This window comes from Alteromonas profundi, assembly GCF_010500865.1.
Classification (GTDB): domain Bacteria; phylum Pseudomonadota; class Gammaproteobacteria; order Enterobacterales; family Alteromonadaceae; genus Alteromonas; species Alteromonas profundi.
On record NZ_JAAAWN010000005.1, the window covers coordinates 225548 to 244415 of the forward strand.

Below are 18868 nucleotides of genomic sequence, written 5' to 3' on the forward strand. Positions count from 1 at the left end.
CTAACTGAAATTTTGCACAAGGAGAGGGTGTGAATGTAATGAAAGTGTCTACCCTTCGAATGGCCCTGCTGATTATGATTTCAATAGGGGGTGTAAATGGCTGTGGTGGCAGTGGTTCAAGCAATACAAATGATAAGTCGGTGTCGCCTACCACGCCATTAGCCCCCGAAACATCACAAGGTATCACCTGGGAACCGGGTGTCTTCGAAGGAGCGTCTAACTTTGCTGGCCGTTGTGCCACACCCCGTTCAGGAGTAGACCCTTTCACCGGCGCCTCGTATCCTGATGTAGAAGGCTCCGCGTTTGAAGAAAAAATGTGGATGCGCTCGTGGACCAATAATACCTACCTTTGGTATGACGAAGTTGATGATAATAACCCCGCCGATTTTACTGTAGCGAGTTACTTTGCCCAGCTAAAAACCAACGGCGTTACACCCTCTGGTTCTGCGAAAGATAACTTCCACTTTTCCCAGTCTACCGACGAATACAATACCTTGGCGCAAACAGGGGTTACCGCTTCCTATGGTTTCTCTTGGGAGTTTATAAGTAGTGTGCCGCCTCGTCAGCTGCTGGTGCGTTATACCGAACCCAATTCACCCGCAGCCTTGGCAGGCGTACCCCGAGGGGCATCTTTGTTGCGGGTCAATAATGTGGATTTCGTTAATAACAACACCCAGGAAGGTGTAGATGCGTTAAACCAAGCGCTTTTTCCTTCGCAAAGCGGTGAAACCGCTGTTTTTGAATTTGCTCTTATTGATGGTAGCACGTTAAACGTAACGCTTACTTCCCAAGATATTGTGGTGTCGCCGGTACAAAATGTAACGGTGATTGACGGGGCAGCGGGAAAAACCGGATACTTTCAATTTAATACTTTTATTCGTACGGCACAAAGTGAACTCATCGCGTCTTTCAATACGTTTATAGATGAAAATATCACAGAGTTAGTCATTGATTTACGCTATAACGGCGGGGGCCTGCTTGCTTTAGCGTCGCAGTTGTCTTACATGGTCGCTGGCCCAAATCAAACCAATAACATGGCGTTTGAGACGTTGCAATTTAATGATAAGCACCCCGAAGTAGATCCAATAACCGGCGTTGAAATTCAGCCCACGCCTTTTTATCAATACGAAATTGATTACGCAGCAGGGCTGCTCACAAACACCCTGTTACCTAGCGTATCGCTTACTAAACTCTATGTTATTACTACAGGGACTACCTGCTCAGCCAGTGAAGCCGTTATTAATGCCTTGCGGGGTATTAACCTTGAGGTAGTACAAATAGGCACGCCAACTTGCGGCAAGCCGTATGGTTTTTATCCCACAGATAATTGTGGAACAACTTACTTTAGTATCCAATTTCAGGGGGTAAACGAAAAAGGGTTTGGCGACTACGCCGATGGGTTTATCCCTTCTTCCTCACCTAGTTTCGAATATGAAGTGCCTGGCTGTATTGTTCCTGATGACTTCAGTCATGCGCTAGGCGATGTAAATGAGGGCATGCTTTTCGCAGCATTAGCCCATGCATCTACTGGCGCATGTCCAGCCACTACATTGGCGGGCAACGCGTTTGAGAGGGCCGCTGGGCAACACAAAGACGGGCTATCAATAAAACGGCCAGATGCGCTTAAATCGTCAATTTTTTTGCAGAATAAAATTTTAGTGCCCATAAATGCACCTAAGTAGGGAATTAGCTACCAAGAGGGTAGAAACAAAGAAGCAATGACTATGTCTATATTAATGCGTGAAGCAGTAGTGGGGAGGGAGTAATGAAGTCGGTGTTTACCAAAGTACACGTACCATTCATATTGCCATTATTATTGTTAATCGCCACGGCAGGTTGTAAAAGTATGGCAGTAGAGGCTGAGCGTTTCTATGCGCAGCGTATTGATAATGATGAATCGCAAAAGCGAGCGATAGCGGCCGCAATCAGTGAATTTATGGGTGGCAAGAAGGTCACTCTTGCAGACACTGTTTTTATGGAGCAATCAACCATTACCATAGGGCGTCAACCCTTCCTCGATGACCGCGGACTTGTTATTGATGGTAGGCACAACAATGCGGTAATGAGCTTTTCGTTAGTAAAGGCCGCAGATACTTGTTATTTACGCAACGATGACACGAAGGCCGAAATCGCACTGCCAGCGGTAAAATGTAGAGCACTTGTTAGCCCGCACTGAACACAAGGTTAGCTGTTACCCCGTGCAAAAATGAACAAAACAGCCCTGTCTGACTCACTTAAATTAAAGACAAAACGAAAACGCCGCGTAGTTACCTAGTACTACACGGCGTTTTTATACTATTAAGCGCGGTTTTATTTGCATCTCTTTTTAATTAATGCTTATTTTGGGCCTGCACCCGTGGCTTTAGTATTATGTCGTTTATTTGACTGACCTTGTGTTTTACCACTTGGCTTGCTTGTTCCCTTGTTGTTAGCTTTTCCCGTGTATTTTCCTTTACCCTGGAAACTAGGTGGCAGCCCAGTGTGTTTCGTTAATGCACGCTCACCTCTACGGCCTTTACTTGCTTTTTGACGCTTTTCGTTGGCAGATTCAGGTGGAACCAAATGCTGGGGGCCACGGCCAATTAGGTCTTCACGCCCCATTTTTAAAAGCGCTTCACGAATTTGGGCGAAGTTCTTCGGATCGTGGTAGCGCAGCATTGCTTTGTGCAAGCGGCGATGGATTTCACCTTTTGCCGAAGGCACTTCTTCGCTTTCTTTAGTTACCTTCCTTAGTGAATTCACTTCGGTATGGTACATAGTGGTTGCGGTAGCCATAGGCGATGGGTAGAAGTTTTGAACCTGATCAAGCTTAAATTTATTTTCTTTAAGCCAAATGGCGAGGTTTAACATATCTTCATCAGTGGTGCCCGGGTGAGAGGCGATAAAATAAGGAATAAGATACTGCTTCTTTCCTGCTTCTTGTGAGTACTTATCGAACAACTGCTTAAACTGATAGTAGCTTCCCATACCTGGCTTCATCATTTTAGATAAAGGACCATCTTCGGTATGCTCAGGCGCAATTTTTAAATAGCCGCCTACATGATGCAGGGCTAACTCTTTTACGTATTCAGGGTCTTCCACCGCTAAGTCGTAGCGGACCCCAGAGGCGATAAGAACTTTCTTGATACCAGGTAAATTACGCGCTCGCCGATATAAGTCGATGGTGGGTTTATGGTCGGTATCCATATGCGCACAGATGCTCGGATACACACACGAAGGGCGTCGGCAGGTGGCTTCCGCTTTCGGGCTTTTACAACGCAGTCGATACATGTTGGCGGTTGGCCCACCAAGATCTGAAATAACGCCAGTGAATCCGGGTACGGTATCGCGGATCTGCTCAATTTCCCGAATTATGGAATCTTCAGAACGGCTTTGAATAATGCGTCCTTCGTGCTCAGTTATTGAACAGAATGTGCAGCCGCCATAACACCCACGCATAATGTTTATACTAAAACGTATCATGTCGTAGGCAGGAATTTTAGCATCGCCATACACAGGGTGAGGCACGCGTTGGTAGGGCAAATCAAATACCGCATCCATTTCTTCGGTTTCCAGCGGCATGGCCGGTGGATTTATCCAAATATGTCGATCGCCATGGCGCTGCATTAATGCTCGTGCACACCCCGGATTAGTTTCTTGGTGCAGTATTCGGGAAGTGTGGGCATATAATGTTTTGTTATCCTTTACCGTCTCATATGCTGGCAGTTTAACGTACACGTTTTCCCACGGCTTGCGCTTCTCTTTCTCTTTTTGCGGTGGTTGAATAACAATAGGTGCAGCAGCGGGCGCTTCACTGCTTGCATTGTTGTTATCTTTCGAATCGCACTCGGGTTCCATTTGATAAGGACTTGGGATCGGATCGATTTTACCCGGTCTATCCAAAGAAGTAGAGTCGACGCCCTGCCACTCAGGAAGCGCTTCTTTTACAATAATAGCGGTACCGCGAATATCTTTAATATCAGCGATATCTTCTCCTGCCGCCAAACGGTGGGTAACTTCCACCAGAGGGCGCTCTGCATTTCCAAAAAACAGCATATCCGCTTTTGAGTCAAATAAAACCGAGCGACGTACTTTTTCGCTCCAGTAATCATAATGGGCAATGCGTCGCAAACTGGCTTCAATGCCACCGGCAATAACAGGCACACCTTTAAATGCTTCGCGGCATCGCTGTGCATACACGGTAACGGCCCTATCTGGCCGTTTGCCGCCTACATTGCCCGCAGTATACGCGTCATCGTGCCGTAGCTTTTTATCTGATGTATAGCGGTTAATCATCGAATCCATGTTGCCCGCGGTTACGCCAAAATAAAGATTGGGCTTCCCCAGTTTCATAAAGTCGTCTTTGCTTTTCCAGTCGGGCTGAGAAATTATCCCCACTCTAAAGCCATGGGCTTCTAATACGCGGCCAATCACCGCCATACCGAAACTTGGGTGATCAACGTACGCATCGCCGGTAACTAAGATAACGTCGCAACTATCCCAGCCCAATGCGTCCATTTCTTCTTTAGACATAGGTAAGAAGGGGGCCGTACCAAGACAATGTGGCCAATATTTAGGATAGGAAAAGAGGCCGCGATCGGCCTTAATGGTGGCTTGCATAACATTCACACATAGAAATAAAGGAAATAGGGGTCTGTGCGTAAGCCGACGATTCGCATCTACAAGCGTGAGCACCAAGACATGTTCCTTTATTATAGCAGTTTGCGGCTAGCGAAGGTATAGCGCTGTTATTAAATTAGTGGCCTTTGTATACTAAAGGGCTAGTGTACTTAAACATACAAAGGTCATACTTATGGCGTACTGGCTATTTAAAACTGAACCTGATGCATTTTCTATAGATGATCTCGCCTCCCGTCCAAATCAAACGGAACCATGGGATGGTGTGCGTAATTACCAAGCCCGAAACTTTTTACGCGATAAGGTTACTATGGGCGACAAGGTCTTTATCTATCACTCAAGTTGCAAAAAAGTGGGCATTGCGGGCGTAGCGGAAGTGGTGAGAGAAGGGTATCCAGATAGTACTCAGTTTAACCCAGAGTCTAACTATTACGACCCAAAATCATCTTTAGATATGCCAAGATGGTATAGGGTGGATGTTAAGTTTGTTGAGAAATTTAAAGATGTGCTGACGCTTTCCTCGATTAAAGCAATGCCTGATATTACCGAGATTGCTTTAGTTAAAAAAGGCGGCCGGCTTTCTATCATGCCAGTAACCGAAACTGAGTGGCAGCGCTTGTATATGGCGGCCACTCGTTAACATTTTATTTGCCTATAACAAAACGGGTGTCGGCGTCGCGCAGTAAGTATAACGCGAAGCAAGCAGCCCACATTGGCCAAGCAGCAAAAAAGAGTAGATGGTTGAAAGCATCAAAATATTGCGCAAACGAGGCTAAAGTTGAACCACCATGCAAAACAAAGATGAGGCCATAGGTATAGCGTTTTGCAATCCCGGCTAAAAAGGCGAACACCAGGGCCAATTGAAACGCGCCCAAAATATACACCGCCATTTCCGTAACGCCCCCTACGCCATAGAATTTTTCAAATATAGCCATACCGTGAGAAGGATTGACAAATTTATCGAGGGTCCAAACAAACATCACGATAAATACGGTAACCCTTAAAGAAAGAAGGGCCCAGCTTAGTCTTACTTCAATAGGGTGAGAGGAAGGGGAGGTTGTGTGTTCCATAAAGGCTCCAGGTAATGCGTTTAATTGAACTAGTATAGAACGAGTGTTCAAAAAATAAATTTCAATTATTTTCAAGATTGAAAAATTAAAAGTGTTCTGAAATTTTTTTAACAGCGTATCGGTCTTGTCGAATAAGAACTAAAAACGGAAGTAGATATGAATAAAGGTATCGGCTTGGCTATTAGCACTCTTGCTATTGCAGTCAATCAAGGGGTCGTCGCGCAACAAGTAGCACCCACCGACATTGAAGTGGTAGAAGTAAAAGGGAATGCGACCGCCATAGGAGGCATAAACCCAAGCGATAACCAGGTGAAGGGGTTATTTGGTGCTGGATTAACTGTGGCAAAAACGCCGCGCTCCGTAACCTCGCTATCAAGTGAGGCGTTAGATGCACTGAATATAAATGACTTGCACGACATTGTTAAGGCAGCGCCAAATGCATACGCATCCAGTGGTTTTGGTACACCAAGTTTGCCGAGCATACGCGGTCAGTTAGGTGAGTTATTCCAAGATGGGGTGCGTCGACAAGCCGGTAATAACGGTTTCGGCTTACCTTTATCTTTTAATAGTGTGGAACAGATTGATGTCGTAAAGGGTCCCTCGCCAGTGCTTTTTGGTAGCACCCAACGCAATGGTGGGTTTGTGAACTTGCAAACTAAAGTTGCTCCTACGCGACAAAGCCAAGGTAAGGTGACAGTGCGTGCAGGTCGCTGGGATCAGTATTCGGCACTCGTTGACTATGGTACTGCGATAGAAGAAGACAAAAGTGGTATTAGGGTGAGCGCTGAATATCTTGATCATGGCAGCTTTTACGATTACGCCAACCGACAAAGTAGTAATCTTTTTATCGCGTATCGTTACACCCCAAATCAGGCGTTTACTTGGGATATAAGCGCTGAGTATTATGATACCAAATACCCTGATAATGCTGGCATCAATCGTCCTACTCAAGATTTAATTGATAATGGCGTCTACATAACCGGCCAGGGCGTTCAAGACAATGGCAGTGCCATCCCAGGTGCAGGTGCTATTATTTCTCCTACCGGTGAAGTGGTGATCCCACGTAATCGCGTGTTCACTAACCCTGATGACATTAATGGTGCAGATACCACAGTAGTTCGTAGTAACCTTGTGTATCAGTATGCTGATAATGTGCAAATTAGAAATCTATCTTATTATCAATATCTCTCCCGTGAAGAAATAGCCCAAAACAGCTTCGTCGAAATTATTGACGGGGCACATACATTTGAAAATCGTAGTGAACTTGATTATCGCTGGTCACAGACGCAGACCACAACAGTAGGGCTAGCGCTGCGGTATAATAGTGTATTAGGGTATAGTCAGTTTACCACTGAAGCTGATAATCCCATTGATTTAACGGGGCCTCTTAGCAACCGAGAAATTCCCTTAACAGAAGAACAAAAAGCCCGTTTAATAGAGCTTCGCCCAGGCGTGTACGTATCCCCGGGAGCTCAGTACGATTTAAACGGTGATGGCGTCGGTGATTTCAACTTATCCGATACCACAGATTCAACATCGTGGCAGACAGGTTTTGCCTTACAGCAGCGATCTCAATGGACGGACAAACTCTCTACCATAGCCGGGGTACGGGCCGATTATTACGATGTAAAAGCACAGGATCCCCTCGCGCCAAATGGCGTTGATGCGGCCTTTGATACTTACCATGACACGCTGACAAGCGTTCAATTAAGCGTACTTTATGCGCTAAACAGTACAACCAACCTTTATGCGGCCTATTCTGAAAATGATGCTACGTCAAATAGCATGGCAGGGGGGACTGTTTTAGGCAGCAACAATGAAATTGATGCGCTAAATTTTGCAACCGAAAATACTCTCTATGAAATTGGTGTAAAGTATACGCCTAATAGCCATTGGTATGCCGAAGCGTCTGTGTTTGACCAAACCCGTAGCTTGCGCAACCGCGATGGCAGTAACAGCGGTGTAAAAACCCAAGGCGCAGAGCTTCAACTGTTTTATCAAGGCGACGATGTTTGGGTAAGTGCAGCTTACAGCTATCTCGACGCTCGGTTTGATAATTCGGCTGCATTTCAAGATACTGCGCAAATTACCGATGCTTTTGACAATAGTCGCCCTGATATTATTGAAGGTACAGGGGTAGGCTCCCCTTCCTTTGCTGCATTCTCTCCCTCCGATAGCCAGGTGCAGGGAATTCCGCCTCAGTTGGCCTCCTTAAATGTGGGGTGGCAAATGACCGATGACCTGGCGGTAGGGGCAAGCGCGTTGTATACCAAGTCTTTCCCGCTAGACTTTTTGCAAACCGTTAAAATTCGTGACCAGTACACACTAGATTTAAATGCACATTATCAGGTGACAGATGATCTAAGGGTTTCAGCAGATATGATTAATGTGACCGACGAGGAAAATTGGCAGCCGCTCTTTGAAGGAGGGTATTTTGGCGCAACGTTGGTAATGCCTAATTTGCCTAGACACCTTCAGTTAACCATGCAATATGCGTTTTAAGCGCAAAAAAGGATAGTTATATGTTTAAAAAAATTGCGCTTTTAGCGGTTATTGCCGCGGCTATATTTAGTTTTTTTTACTTTGATCTAAATAGTTATTTAACGTTACAGGGAATGAAAAGCTCGTTGGAGACTTTCCAGACGCAAATTGCGCAAAACCCCGTAGTAAGTATTGCCGTCTTCTTTGCAATTTATGTGGCCGTTACTGCATTATCGTTACCGGGTGCGGCAATATTAACACTGGCGGCCGGAGCATTATTTGGCTTGCTACAAGGGCTAATTATAGTGTCTTTTGCCTCAAGCGTTGGGGCTACTCTTGCGTTTTTAGTGGCCCGGTTTATTTTACGAGACACTGTACGTAACAAGTTTAAAGAAAAGCTAAACAAAATAGACAAAGGTGTAGAGAAGCAAGGCGCATTTTACCTCTTCACTTTGCGTCTTGTACCCGTGTTTCCCTTTTTCCTAATCAACTTATTAATGGGGCTTACGTCTATTAAAACGTGGACATTTTATTGGGTGAGTCAGGTGGGGATGCTAGCAGGCACAGTGGTGTATGTGAATGCGGGTACGCAGTTGGCTCAAATAGATAGCTTGTCAGGTATTGTTTCTCCAGGGCTTATATTTTCATTTGTTTTGCTGGGTATTTTCCCGTGGATTGCCAAAGGGATTGTGGGGCTAGTCAACCGTCGTCGGGTTTATAAAGGGTATAATAAACCAACCAAGTTTGATCGCAATTTAGTGGTTATCGGGGGCGGCGCCGGTGGTTTGGTTACCAGCTATATAGCTGCGGCAGTGAAAGCCAAAGTTACGTTGGTTGAAGCGGGTGAAATGGGGGGAGATTGTCTTAATTACGGGTGCGTGCCCAGTAAAGCAATAATAAAAACCGCCAAAGTTGCAAATCAAATGCGCCATGCACAGCGATACGGTCTTGAGCCCACCACACCTGGAATGTCGTTTAAAAAGGTTATGTCGCGGGTGCATGAAGTTATCGCCGCGATTGCGCCGAATGATAGCGTAGAGCGCTATACTAATTTGGGGGTAGATGTGGTTAAAGGATATGCCAAAATTATCGACCCATGGCGCGTGGAGATTAAGCTCAATGACGGCGGTGTAAAAACGCTCACCACCAAAAATATTGTAGTAGCCACAGGCGCAAGTCCCTTTGTACCTAACCTTCCTGGTATCGATAATAGTGAATATGTTACCTCGGATACGTTGTGGTCTAAATTTTCCCACCTTGAAGATGCACCTAAAAAACTTATCGTTTTAGGGGGGGGGCCAATAGGTTGCGAATTAGCCCAGGCTTTTGCCCGTTTAGGCAGTGAAGTCACTCAAGTTGAACTTGCCCCTCGTCTTATGGGACGTGAAGATGCCGATGTTGCAGAATATGCAGAGTCGGTGTTGCGCGAAAGCGGCGTTACTGTGTTAACAGAGCACAAAGCTACCCGTTTCGAACGACAGGAAAACGCTAAAATATTAGTGGTAACTAAAGATGGTGAGGAACATGCACTCGCATACGATGAGGTTATTATAGCGGTAGGACGCAAAGCGCGGCTTAATGGCTTCGGTCTTGAGGAGCTTGGTATTCAATTTGATAAGACCATAGAAACCGATGAATATCTGCAAACACTATTGCCAAATATTTTTGCCGCCGGCGACGTAGTGGGGCCATACCAGTTTACCCATGTAGCCTCACACCAGGCATGGTATGCCGCGGTGAACGCTCTATTTGGCAGTTTCAAGAAATTTAAAGTGGATTACAGCGTGATCCCCTGGACTACCTTTATCGACCCTGAGGTAGCGAGGGTAGGTATTAACGAAACCGAAGCTAAAGAGCAGGGCATAGAAATAGAAGTAACCCGCTATGAATTTGCTGAACTTGATAGAGCAGTAGCGGAAAGCGCGCGCAATGGATTTATCAAAGTGCTCACCCCACCAGGGAAAGATAAGATACTTGGTGTAACTATAGTATCTGAACATGCAGGCGATTTATTAGCAGAGTTTGTGATTGCGATGAAACATGGTTTAGGGCTAAACAAAATCTTGGGGACTATCCACGCCTATCCAACGTGGGCTGAAGGTGCTAAATATGCTGCTGGGAATTGGAAGCGTGCCAATGCGCCTGAAAAGTTACTGAGCTATGTTGAGAAATTTCATACTTGGCGCCGAGGGTAAGTAAAATGAGTTGGTTAATATCGTCACTCACTTTTTTCGAAAATACTAAACTTCGGTTCTGCATGTTGTTAAATGTACGTGTTTTGGCGAAAGCAAAGGCGAAGCTGTGCTTAAACGCCAGGCTAACACACCAGGTAACGCCAATGAAGGCCATTGTTAAGGGGCTAACCGCAGTGTTATTTGTAATGATGGCGCCCCCTTCTTGGGGACAAACATTACATACTCCTTTTAGTGAATTATTAGCTTCGCATGTTAAACCTACTGACGATGGTTTTAGTACGCAAGTAGACTATAGTGGTTTAGCACTGGAAAAAGTGAAACTCGATCAATACCTTTCCTCGTTAGCCGCTATTGATAAAGATGAATTCGATGAATGGAGTCAGCCCAAGCAGCTAGCATTTTTGATTAATGCCTATAATGGCTATACCTTGGCGCTTATTCTTGAACACTATGGTGAAATTGAGTCGATAAGAGATATAGGTGGTTTCTTTTCATCGCCTTGGAAGCAAAAGATTGCCCCGTTATTGGGTGAAATCTATACCTTAGATGACATTGAGCATACGCTTATTCGTAAAGATGATAGGTATAACGAACCACGCATTCATTTTGCAGTGAACTGTGCCAGCGTAGGGTGTCCTTCATTAAGACAAGAAGCGTATACCGAAGATGCGCTAGAGTCGCAACTCGATGAACAAACCCGTCTTTTTTTGGCCGATCAAAGCCGCAACGACATCACTGATAAGGTGCTGTATCTATCAAAGATATTCGACTGGTATCACGAAGATTTTGAGAAAGGCTTCCAAGGAGCACACAGTGTTCAAGCATTTATTGCTTTATATGCTAATACTTTGTCGCTAACGCCTTTACAGGTTAAAAAGCTCGCAAACGACGCTTTTGAAGTGAAATATACTGAGTATAACTGGGCGTTAAATGACACTAAGTAATTCAGCGCAGGCGATATTGAAATATATACTGGTATCGCTGCATTTGCTTATGTTTAGCGTAATAGCACAAGCTGAGGTTGTGCAGTTTCACGCATGGGGGGGCAGTGCCCAGGTAAACGGTTATTTGCAATGGGTAAGTGAGCAACTGCAAAAAGAGTACGGAATTACGCTTCACCATGTAAAGTTAGCGGATACGAGCGACGCAGTATCGCGTGTACTTGCTGAGAAAGCTGCAGGTAACCATACTAACGGCAGCGTTGACTTGATATGGGTTAATGGCGAAAACTTTGCTGCGATGAAACAGCATCAATTACTGTTGCCAAACTGGGTATCGTCAATTCCCAATTTTACCCTTACCAATGCGCAAAAGAACCCCGCAATGGTTACCGATTTTGGGATAGCGACAGAAGGCCAAGAAGCACCGTGGGGGAAAGCGTCTTTGGTGTTTTATCATAATAGTCGGTTATTGCCTACGCCACCTAGAAATGTACATCAGTTACTGCGTTTTTCTCGTGAAAACCCCGGACGATTTACGTATCCGGCCCCTACAGATTATTTGGGGGTGAGTTTTTTAAAGTATGTGTTAGTTGCGTTAAATAAACAGCATAGAGCGCTACTATATAAACCTGTGACAGAGCGCGCCTTCAAAACGGTTAGTGCGGCCCTGTGGCGCTATCTTGATGCGTTGCATCCAACAATGTGGCAACAAGGGACGCATATGGTTCGCCAAGCTTCGGCGCTTCAGCGGCTAATGGACAGCGAGGTTTTATGGCTTTCGTTTTCTTTTACGGCAGCAGAAATACCCAGTGCGGTCTCGCGTTTCGACTTGCCTCGTTCTACACGCACTTATGCAATGGACGAAGGCAGTTTAGCTAACGTGCATTTTCTCGGTATTCCGTATAATGCGGCTCACCGGACATCTGCGTTAACAGTGGTGAACTTCTTACTTTCTCCTAAAGCGCAAGCTAAAAAACAGCAACTTGCGGTGTGGGGGGATGCCACTGTGCTTGATATGTCGTTACTAAGTGAGCGACAAAAGGAATGGTTTAACACCCAACAAACACATCCATCTGCACTTTCAACAAGCACGGCCGTACCGCTGTTTGCAGAACCTCACGCTAGTTGGACGGATACATTGCGAGATGCTTGGTTTAAGCGCTATGGGGAGCGATTATGATTACTGGTTTTCAACGTTTCACGTTGATAGCGCGGATAGCCTTTGTGGCTGTTTTAAGCATTCCGGTTTTGGCCGGCGTAGTGGGGGTTTTGTTTCCGGCATTTGGTTACTTTCCCGCTTTGGGCAGTGACAGCTTCAATGCTACAGGCTTTGCCCAATTGTTCGCCGTGGATGGCATCGGTGTCATGATAGGGCTATCGTTATTAACTGGCGTTAGTGCCACTTTGCTTGCAACCCTCGGGGCCCTGTCTTTATTGGCTGTGTTTTACCAGTCGCGTTACTTACAGAAAATTCAGCGTTTGTTTAGCCCGCTATTGGTTCTCCCTCATGCTGGGGTGGCTATTGCTTTGTTATTTATATTATCGCCCTCTGGGTTAGTGGCGCGTATGGTCGATGTTTTGGGCCTAACACACAGCAGTGGCGTGACTAATATTTATTGGTTTTTTCCTTACGATAATTACGGGATCGCGATCACCTTAGGGCTGGCGCTAAAAGAACTTCCGTTTATTTTACTTATTGCATTAGGCGTACTATCGCAGCCGCAAATCGCCCGTAAAGTGCACGGCTATTATCAAAGTGCAAGCGCCCTTGGGTATTCGCCCTCAACTATTTTCTGTAAAACCGTGTTACCCCTACTTTATCCGCAAATACGCCTACCTTTGTTAGCAGTGTTAGCTTTTGCTACTGCAAACGTTGAAATTCCCCTATTACTTGGTAGTAATTATCCGCCGACGTTAAGCGTTGCCGTGGTTCAGTGGTTTAACCATGTAGACTTGTCTATGCGATTTATGGGCAGCGCCGCGGCAGTTGTACAGTTATTGGTTACGGTATTTGCGTTGTTGATTTGGTTTGTGAGTGAGCAGGGGATTTATCGATGCCGTCACCTAATATACCTTTCAGGTGAATCGTATATTCGTAGGGGAATACTAAAAACCTTCGCCTATAGCTTGTGTGGTCTCTATGGCGCAATGAGTTTAGCCGTGGTTTATGCAGTGCTGCTGTGGTCGTTTGCAACTTATTGGACATTTCCAAATTTGTTGCCAGATGGCATCACTACCCTGCATTGGCAGACCGCATGGCGCGGTGTGGCGCCAGCATTGGGGAATACGCTACTGCTCGGGATTATCGTGAGCGCAGTCGCGCTTATTATGACAGTCATGACATTAGAGTCTGAAACGGTACAAATAGAATCGCGCTGGCTACCCATGAATAACCGTTTCTTTGTTGTTGTACTCTTCTTACCCCTGTTAGTGCCAGGGGTCGCCTTTTTATATGGTTTGGTGTGGTTTCAGCAACGTTTCTTCCCTCAAGGGGAATGGGGGCCACTGTTTGTTACTCATCTCGTGTATGTATTGCCCTATGTGTTTATTTCCCTAGCGGTGGCTTATCGCAAGCTTGATGCGAGATATATTCAAGTGGCGTATGGTATGGGGAAGACGCCTTGGCAAGTGTTTAGAGCAATTAAGTTACCTATGCTCTTTAACCCCTTATTAGTGGCGTTTGCCTTAGGTCTTGCAATCAGCTTTAGCCAATATTTACCTACGCTACTGAGTACCGGGGGGCGCATACCTACTATTACCACAGAAGCGGTAGCGCTAGCATCCGGTAGCAGTTATCGACTGACTGCTGTTTATGTGGTGCTCCAGGCAATATTACCTTGGCTGGGTTTCCTCCTTGCGTGGTGGCTTCCCAAGCGCTTTTTTAACCCCAGCACACAAGCTAACTCTGTAATAGGAAACCCGGTATATGACACTAAAGCTGGATAATTTGGCAATTTACAACAAAAATAGCGCCGGCAAACGCCCTTTACTTGAAGTGAATGTTGAGATTAAGGCGGGCGAAGTTGTGTCTATTATGGGGCCAAGTGGGTCGGGGAAATCGAGCCTACTTAATGCCATTGCAGGGCAACTGCGCGAACCTTTTAAGCAAACTGGGTGTATTTATTTAAATACCGCCCTTATTGATGACTTACCCCCATATAAGCGAAAAATAGGCGTGCTGTATCAAGACCCTTTGTTGTTTGAACACATGAACGTTGGAGAAAATATTGCCTTTGCCATGGTGCAAAATAAGCAAATAGCGGCCAGTCAGCGTCAAACGCGTATCGCCGCTATGCTTGAATCGGTAGGGTTAGCAGATATGGCGACAAGGCCTGTACATAGTTTGTCCGGCGGCCAACAAGCGCGTGTTGCTTTATTGCGAACACTTGCTGCTTCGCCTAGTGCTGTTCTGCTTGATGAGCCTTTTAGTAAGTTAGACATTAATACTCGCGGCCAAATGCGAAAATGGGTATTTGAGCAATTGTTAAAGCGACAATTACCCACCTTAATGGTTACCCATGATAAACAAGACGCCATCGCTGCAGGTGGCCGAATAATAGAGTTGCCACCATGTTAGACGCTAAAATTACCCCCCTTATTAAACCCTTATTAAAGCCCTTAGTTTCTTGGTTAGATAAAAACGCAATAACACCTAATCAAATCACCGTATTAGGTTTTGTGATAGGGATGGCGGCCGTACCATTCATAATTTTGCAATGGTGGGGGATAGCACTGGCATGCATTATTGCAAACCGTATTTGTGACGGCATAGATGGTGAGTTGGCGCGCTATCAACATAGCAGCAGTAGTGCGGGTGGTTTTCTCGATATTAGTCTAGATTTTCTTTTTTATGCGGCAATACCCATGGCATTTGGCGTATCCGACCCCTTACATTGGGGAATACCTGCACTTGTGCTTATCTTTACCTTTGTAGGTACTGGCAGTAGTTTTCTTGCTTTTGCCATAGCAGCAGAAAAGTACAAAATTAACCGTCCGCAGTTTGCCAATAAGAGTTTTTACTATATGCAGGGGTTAACGGAAGGCACGGAAACCATCGTTGTACTCATCGCGTTTTGCCTTTGGCCCGCCTATTTCGCACCCCTCGCATATTTTTTCGCCGCAGCGTGCGCGTTAACAGTCGGCACACGAATATTTTTTGGTTTTACTACGCTTAGAACGTTAGAGCTTCGAAGCAGTGATAGCCCTTAGCCTCGTTAATTATGTGTTGGAGGAGCGCCTATGAATAATGAAGTAATTGTTAGGCTAGCGGTGTTTATTAGTATTTTTGCCGTCATGGCAATATGGGAGTTTCTACAGCCAGCAAGGGCCGCAAAGATTGGCCGCAATATCCGCTGGCGCAGTAATTTCGCTATTGTGGTGATAGGTGCGCTAGTGTCCCGCATTGTGCTTCCTGGTGCTTTGGTGGGCGTTGCTTTGTGGGCCGAGAATGTAAATTTTGGGTTGTTTTATAGGCTATCGTTCCCCTTATGGGTTACAGTAACATTAAGTGTACTGCTGTTAGATATAGTGATTTATTGGCAACATCGTTGGTTCCATCGGATACCTTTATTATGGTGCCTTCATAAGGTTCATCACGCGGATAGCCATGTAGACACATCCACCGGGCTGCGTTTTCACCCCATAGAAATTGTACTAAGCTTATTTATAAAAGCGTTTGCAGTGGCAGCGTTAGGGGTGCCAGCTATAGCCGTAGTGATATTTGAAGTGGCATTAAATGGGTTTGCTATATTTAATCACGCCAATATTCGTCTTCCTCGAAAATTGGATGATCTGGTAGGTAAAGTGCTAATAACCCAGCGTTTGCACCGTATACATCATAGTCAGCGGTGGCAGGAGTCCAATACTAATTTTGGCTTTAGTGTGTCTTGGTGGGATAAATTATTCGGTAGCTATACTTATGAGGCCTCAAAAGACGATAATAAGATACTAATAGGCCAAAAAGATTACCCCGCAACAGCGGGGAATGCGTCATTGCTTACCCTGCTTAGTTTGCCGTTTCATAAAAGTAAAAAAAACAAGAGTAAGCCGATACCCAAATAAGAAAAAAGCACGCAGGAGCTTTGTAGTACACAGAGAGATTCCGCTTAGACCGGTTTTTGAAAATGTTAGGGCTTTTAACCCTTATTGGATACAAAAGAGGCGTTTCGCAGAAGATAGGTTCGAATATTTGTTTTGTCTTATCGCGTTTCGATGAAAATAGTACGAAATAATAAAGGCTACATTTTGCTGAAAAGGGATGTTGTTGCACAATTTAAAAACCTGCCAGTGAGCATGTTGTTTAAGTGTGAAGGTGACGCCAAAGTCTATGCGAGTCGCACGTTTATCCACCTATGGGGAGATAACTTCGAAACTGATGTTAGCTTATCCTCACTCGTCTTTTTTGACCCAGTGACAAAGTTACGGCTTGAGGGAGATGCTTGCCCGATACATATTGCAGAAAAAGGCGGACATTTCAGTCAATGGGCTCAGCTGCAAATTGCGTCGCGAAGTACCCAATGTTTCTTAGAAAGCAGCGTGTTACAGATGGCGGGTAAACGTTGGGTGCTTATTGCGGTTAAAACCGTGCAGAGTACTTTGGTATTAGGTGGTGATGATATGGCACCGGTAAGTAGGCATATCACTTTTAACCGACTGATGGCTAAATTCGCATCTCAACTTATCAATACAACAAAAGACAAAAAAGATCGTATATTCGACGAATGCTTGGCAGCCTACGGTTCATTTTGCAATGTTGATCGATGCTATCTATTTGAACTGTCAGAGGGACGCCAATTTGCCTCTAATACCCACGAATGGGTAGCGGCAGGGGTGAGCCCTCATAAAGATGAATTGCAAGACATGCCTATATCCGGGCTACCTTATTTGCGCAGAATACTAACCCAAAAGGGCGTGTTTCAAATAGATGATGTTGCACTTATGCCAAAAGAAGGGTGTGCAGAGAAAGAAGAGTTTGAACGCGAGAAAATACGTTCTGTACTTATAGTGGCACTGAAAAATGGCGATGATATATTCGGGTTTGTTGGCTGCGATATAATCGGAAGCCCTTATTATTGGCAAGAGCAGGATATTAGCTATCTTAAACGTATTGGCGCCATGTTAGCCAATACACTTAACCATATCCATAATAAACAGCAGCTTGAAAGCACCCAAGGAAAATTAATAAAGGCCAATGAAAAGCTTAAAAAATTGGCGCATATTGATGGCCTTACCCATATTGCCAATCGTCGATTATTCGATGAAACATTGACCCGCGACTGTGCAAGGCATTGGAAGAATTCAACCTCGTTAAGTTTGTTGCTACTTGATGTAGATTTTTTCAAACTGTTTAATGACGAGTATGGACACGTGTGCGGCGATAATGCTTTAAAAGCGGTTGCTAAGGTATTAGAAGCGAGTTGTATAGGCAATGAAGACCTTGTCGCTCGCTATGGCGGCGAAGAGTTTGCCGTTATTTTGCCGGGCGCTACACACGCTATCGCTCATCAGGTTGCACAGCGGATCCAATCTAATATACATGCTAGGCAAATTACATTTACATCGGCGCCTCATAATCAGCGACTGTCCGTAAGTATTGGCGTTGCAAGTTTAGAAAGCCCAAATAAGCTAACCCCGGTTAGGTTAATAAAGCGGGCAGACAGTGCGTTATATCTGGCCAAATCCGCGGGACGCAATTGCATTCGTTTTTGGCATGATATGCCGCAAAGCAGTTCATCCAATCCCCCACAATAGCTTACACCTATCTAACTTAATCTCAAATGCCCCATATAGTATGTTAGTTTTTTCTAGGAGGTCGTTTTTTATACTTAATGATTCTTACTTTGCATCCCCCGCTTAAGAAATACTCCATTTAATTATAAATTAAATTGAATTAAGTATTCTAAAACACTAAGTGCTACCACCGCGTTTTTCTCATTACTTTCTTTTTCTGTTGTTTTTGCAGATCAGCAAACGACAGTAGAGTAAGAAAGCGTTGAGCAAGCCGATATAAGTGAAAACATTAATCAAGATTTTGGTGTTATAACTGTATATGGGCGCCACAACCGGCTTATTTTAGAGTCGGGCACGGCGATAAAGTCGAATATGACACTGATGGAAACGCCCGCGGCTGTTCTGGTTGTGGATAGCACCTTATTAAAAGAGCAGGGCGCGAGAACGTTACAAAACAGTATTCGCAACATTAGTGGTTTAAGCCAAGACAGAAATAACTATGGGGTAAAACTAAAAAACTAATAAGACAGGCATAGCATGAGGGAACTAATCAAGGAACTAATCAAGACAGGCATAGTTAACTTATTGTGACAGGCATAAAACATATTAAGACAGGCACAAAGCACGGCGCCAAAACTGTACTTCAGTACACTTTCTTTAACCTTGTTAGCTATTCACACTGTTAAAGGAGTAAATTAACGTTTGAACGCCCCATGCCTAAAGCCAGAAAGTCGCAAATTAGTTTATTGGATACACCGTATTATCACTGCGTTTCGCGCTGTGTACGCCGCGCGTTTTTATGTGGTGAGGAAAACGGTAAAAGCTTTGAGCATCG

General features: G+C 44.9%; 14 protein-coding genes and 2 pseudogenes. 14 read left to right on the forward strand and 2 right to left on the reverse strand.

The window, feature by feature from the left end; all coding sequences use genetic code 11:
• The first annotated feature begins 38 nt into the window (after positions 1-38).
• Together GTH32_RS05880 and GTH32_RS05885 are read left to right on the forward strand one after the other, a co-directional pair.
• A complete protein-coding gene (locus GTH32_RS05880; RefSeq protein WP_163084334.1) occupies positions 39-1682 on the forward strand; it encodes a S41 family peptidase in 1644 nt (547 codons plus the stop codon).
• Between the two features lie 83 nt (positions 1683-1765).
• The gene (locus tag GTH32_RS05885) at positions 1766-2176 is read left to right on the forward strand and encodes a hypothetical protein (protein ID WP_163084309.1); all 411 of its coding nucleotides are present in this window, start codon (positions 1766-1768) and stop codon (positions 2174-2176) included.
• A 161-nt stretch (positions 2177-2337) separates the two neighbouring features.
• Here GTH32_RS05885 and GTH32_RS05890 read toward each other — a convergent pair whose 3' ends face one another.
• Entirely contained in the window at positions 2338-4599 is a 2262-nt protein-coding gene (locus tag GTH32_RS05890) for a YgiQ family radical SAM protein (RefSeq protein ID WP_163084335.1), read from the reverse strand.
• A 193-nt stretch (positions 4600-4792) separates the two neighbouring features.
• On the opposite strand from GTH32_RS05890, the gene GTH32_RS05895 reads away from it, so the two are divergent.
• Positions 4793-5257, forward strand: coding sequence for an EVE domain-containing protein (locus GTH32_RS05895; RefSeq protein ID WP_163084310.1), 465 nt, complete (start codon positions 4793-4795; stop codon positions 5255-5257).
• 4 nt (positions 5258-5261) lie between these two features.
• On the opposite strand, the gene GTH32_RS05900 is transcribed toward GTH32_RS05895, so the two are convergent.
• Positions 5262-5687, reverse strand: a complete 426-nt coding sequence (locus tag GTH32_RS05900; RefSeq protein ID WP_163084311.1) for a hypothetical protein — start codon at positions 5685-5687, stop codon at positions 5262-5264.
• Between the two features lie 156 nt (positions 5688-5843).
• Here GTH32_RS05900 and GTH32_RS05905 point away from each other — a divergent pair, with 156 nt between their 5' ends.
• The 11 genes and pseudogenes from GTH32_RS05905 to GTH32_RS19475 form a co-directional block, all read left to right on the forward strand.
• On the forward strand, positions 5844-8189 hold the full coding sequence (locus GTH32_RS05905; protein ID WP_163084312.1) for a TonB-dependent receptor: 2346 nt from the start codon (positions 5844-5846) through the stop codon (positions 8187-8189).
• A 20-nt stretch (positions 8190-8209) separates the two neighbouring features.
• Positions 8210-10363: an FAD-dependent oxidoreductase gene (locus GTH32_RS05910; RefSeq protein WP_163084313.1), complete on the forward strand. Its 2154-nt coding sequence runs from the start codon at positions 8210-8212 to the stop codon at positions 10361-10363.
• Positions 10364-10368: 5 nt separating this feature from the next.
• Positions 10369-11307 carry a DUF547 domain-containing protein gene (locus GTH32_RS05915; RefSeq protein WP_246223155.1) on the forward strand — a complete coding sequence of 313 codons (939 nt, stop codon included), beginning with the start codon at positions 10369-10371 and terminating at the stop codon, positions 11305-11307.
• Between the two features lie 49 nt (positions 11308-11356).
• On the forward strand, positions 11357-12484 hold the full coding sequence (locus GTH32_RS05920) for an ABC transporter substrate-binding protein (protein ID WP_425482361.1): 1128 nt from the start codon (positions 11357-11359) through the stop codon (positions 12482-12484).
• Positions 12481-14250, forward strand: coding sequence for an ABC transporter permease (locus GTH32_RS05925; protein ID WP_163084315.1), 1770 nt, complete (start codon positions 12481-12483; stop codon positions 14248-14250). The genes GTH32_RS05920 and GTH32_RS05925 overlap by 4 nt, the downstream gene beginning before the upstream one ends.
• On the forward strand, positions 14231-14881 hold the full coding sequence (locus GTH32_RS05930; RefSeq protein ID WP_163084316.1) for an ATP-binding cassette domain-containing protein: 651 nt from the start codon (positions 14231-14233) through the stop codon (positions 14879-14881). Before GTH32_RS05925 ends, GTH32_RS05930 begins: the two co-directional genes overlap by 20 nt.
• The gene (locus tag GTH32_RS05935; protein WP_163084317.1) at positions 14875-15513 is read left to right on the forward strand and encodes a CDP-alcohol phosphatidyltransferase family protein; all 639 of its coding nucleotides are present in this window, start codon (positions 14875-14877) and stop codon (positions 15511-15513) included. Before GTH32_RS05930 ends, GTH32_RS05935 begins: the two co-directional genes overlap by 7 nt.
• 30 nt (positions 15514-15543) lie before the next feature.
• Complete coding sequence (locus GTH32_RS05940) at positions 15544-16365, forward strand: sterol desaturase family protein (protein ID WP_163084318.1); 822 nt, start codon at positions 15544-15546, stop codon at positions 16363-16365.
• Positions 16366-16515: 150 nt separating this feature from the next.
• Entirely contained in the window at positions 16516-18054 is a 1539-nt protein-coding gene (locus GTH32_RS05945; protein ID WP_163084319.1) for a sensor domain-containing diguanylate cyclase, read from the forward strand.
• Between the two features lie 285 nt (positions 18055-18339).
• Positions 18340-18540 (forward strand): annotated as a pseudogene (locus tag GTH32_RS05950) (hypothetical protein); the annotation flags it as partial.
• 206 nt (positions 18541-18746) lie between these two features.
• A pseudogene (locus GTH32_RS19475) lies at positions 18747-18868 on the forward strand (transposase); the annotation flags it as partial.

Excerpts from the sequence above, each read along its gene's own strand:
- GTH32_RS05940 (WP_163084318.1), top strand. The coding sequence starts at position 15,544 with ATGAATAATGAAGTAATTGTTAGGCTAGCGGTGTTTATTAGTATTTTT.
- GTH32_RS05945 (WP_163084319.1), top strand. The coding sequence starts at position 16,516 with ATGAAAATAGTACGAAATAATAAAGGCTACATTTTGCTGAAAAGGGAT.
- GTH32_RS05910 (WP_163084313.1), top strand. The coding sequence starts at position 8,210 with ATGTTTAAAAAAATTGCGCTTTTAGCGGTTATTGCCGCGGCTATATTT.
- GTH32_RS05920 (WP_425482361.1), top strand. The coding sequence starts at position 11,357 with ATGTTTAGCGTAATAGCACAAGCTGAGGTTGTGCAGTTTCACGCATGG.
- GTH32_RS05900 (WP_163084311.1), bottom strand. The coding sequence starts at position 5,687 with ATGGAACACACAACCTCCCCTTCCTCTCACCCTATTGAAGTAAGACTA.
- GTH32_RS05880 (WP_163084334.1), top strand. The coding sequence starts at position 39 with ATGAAAGTGTCTACCCTTCGAATGGCCCTGCTGATTATGATTTCAATA.
- GTH32_RS05885 (WP_163084309.1), top strand. The coding sequence starts at position 1,766 with ATGAAGTCGGTGTTTACCAAAGTACACGTACCATTCATATTGCCATTA.
- GTH32_RS05915 (WP_246223155.1), top strand. The coding sequence starts at position 10,369 with ATGAGTTGGTTAATATCGTCACTCACTTTTTTCGAAAATACTAAACTT.
- GTH32_RS05925 (WP_163084315.1), top strand. The coding sequence starts at position 12,481 with ATGATTACTGGTTTTCAACGTTTCACGTTGATAGCGCGGATAGCCTTT.
- GTH32_RS05905 (WP_163084312.1), top strand. The coding sequence starts at position 5,844 with ATGAATAAAGGTATCGGCTTGGCTATTAGCACTCTTGCTATTGCAGTC.
- GTH32_RS05935 (WP_163084317.1), top strand. The coding sequence starts at position 14,875 with ATGTTAGACGCTAAAATTACCCCCCTTATTAAACCCTTATTAAAGCCC.
- GTH32_RS05930 (WP_163084316.1), top strand. The coding sequence starts at position 14,231 with ATGACACTAAAGCTGGATAATTTGGCAATTTACAACAAAAATAGCGCC.
- GTH32_RS05895 (WP_163084310.1), top strand. The coding sequence starts at position 4,793 with ATGGCGTACTGGCTATTTAAAACTGAACCTGATGCATTTTCTATAGAT.
- GTH32_RS05890 (WP_163084335.1), bottom strand. The coding sequence starts at position 4,599 with ATGCAAGCCACCATTAAGGCCGATCGCGGCCTCTTTTCCTATCCTAAA.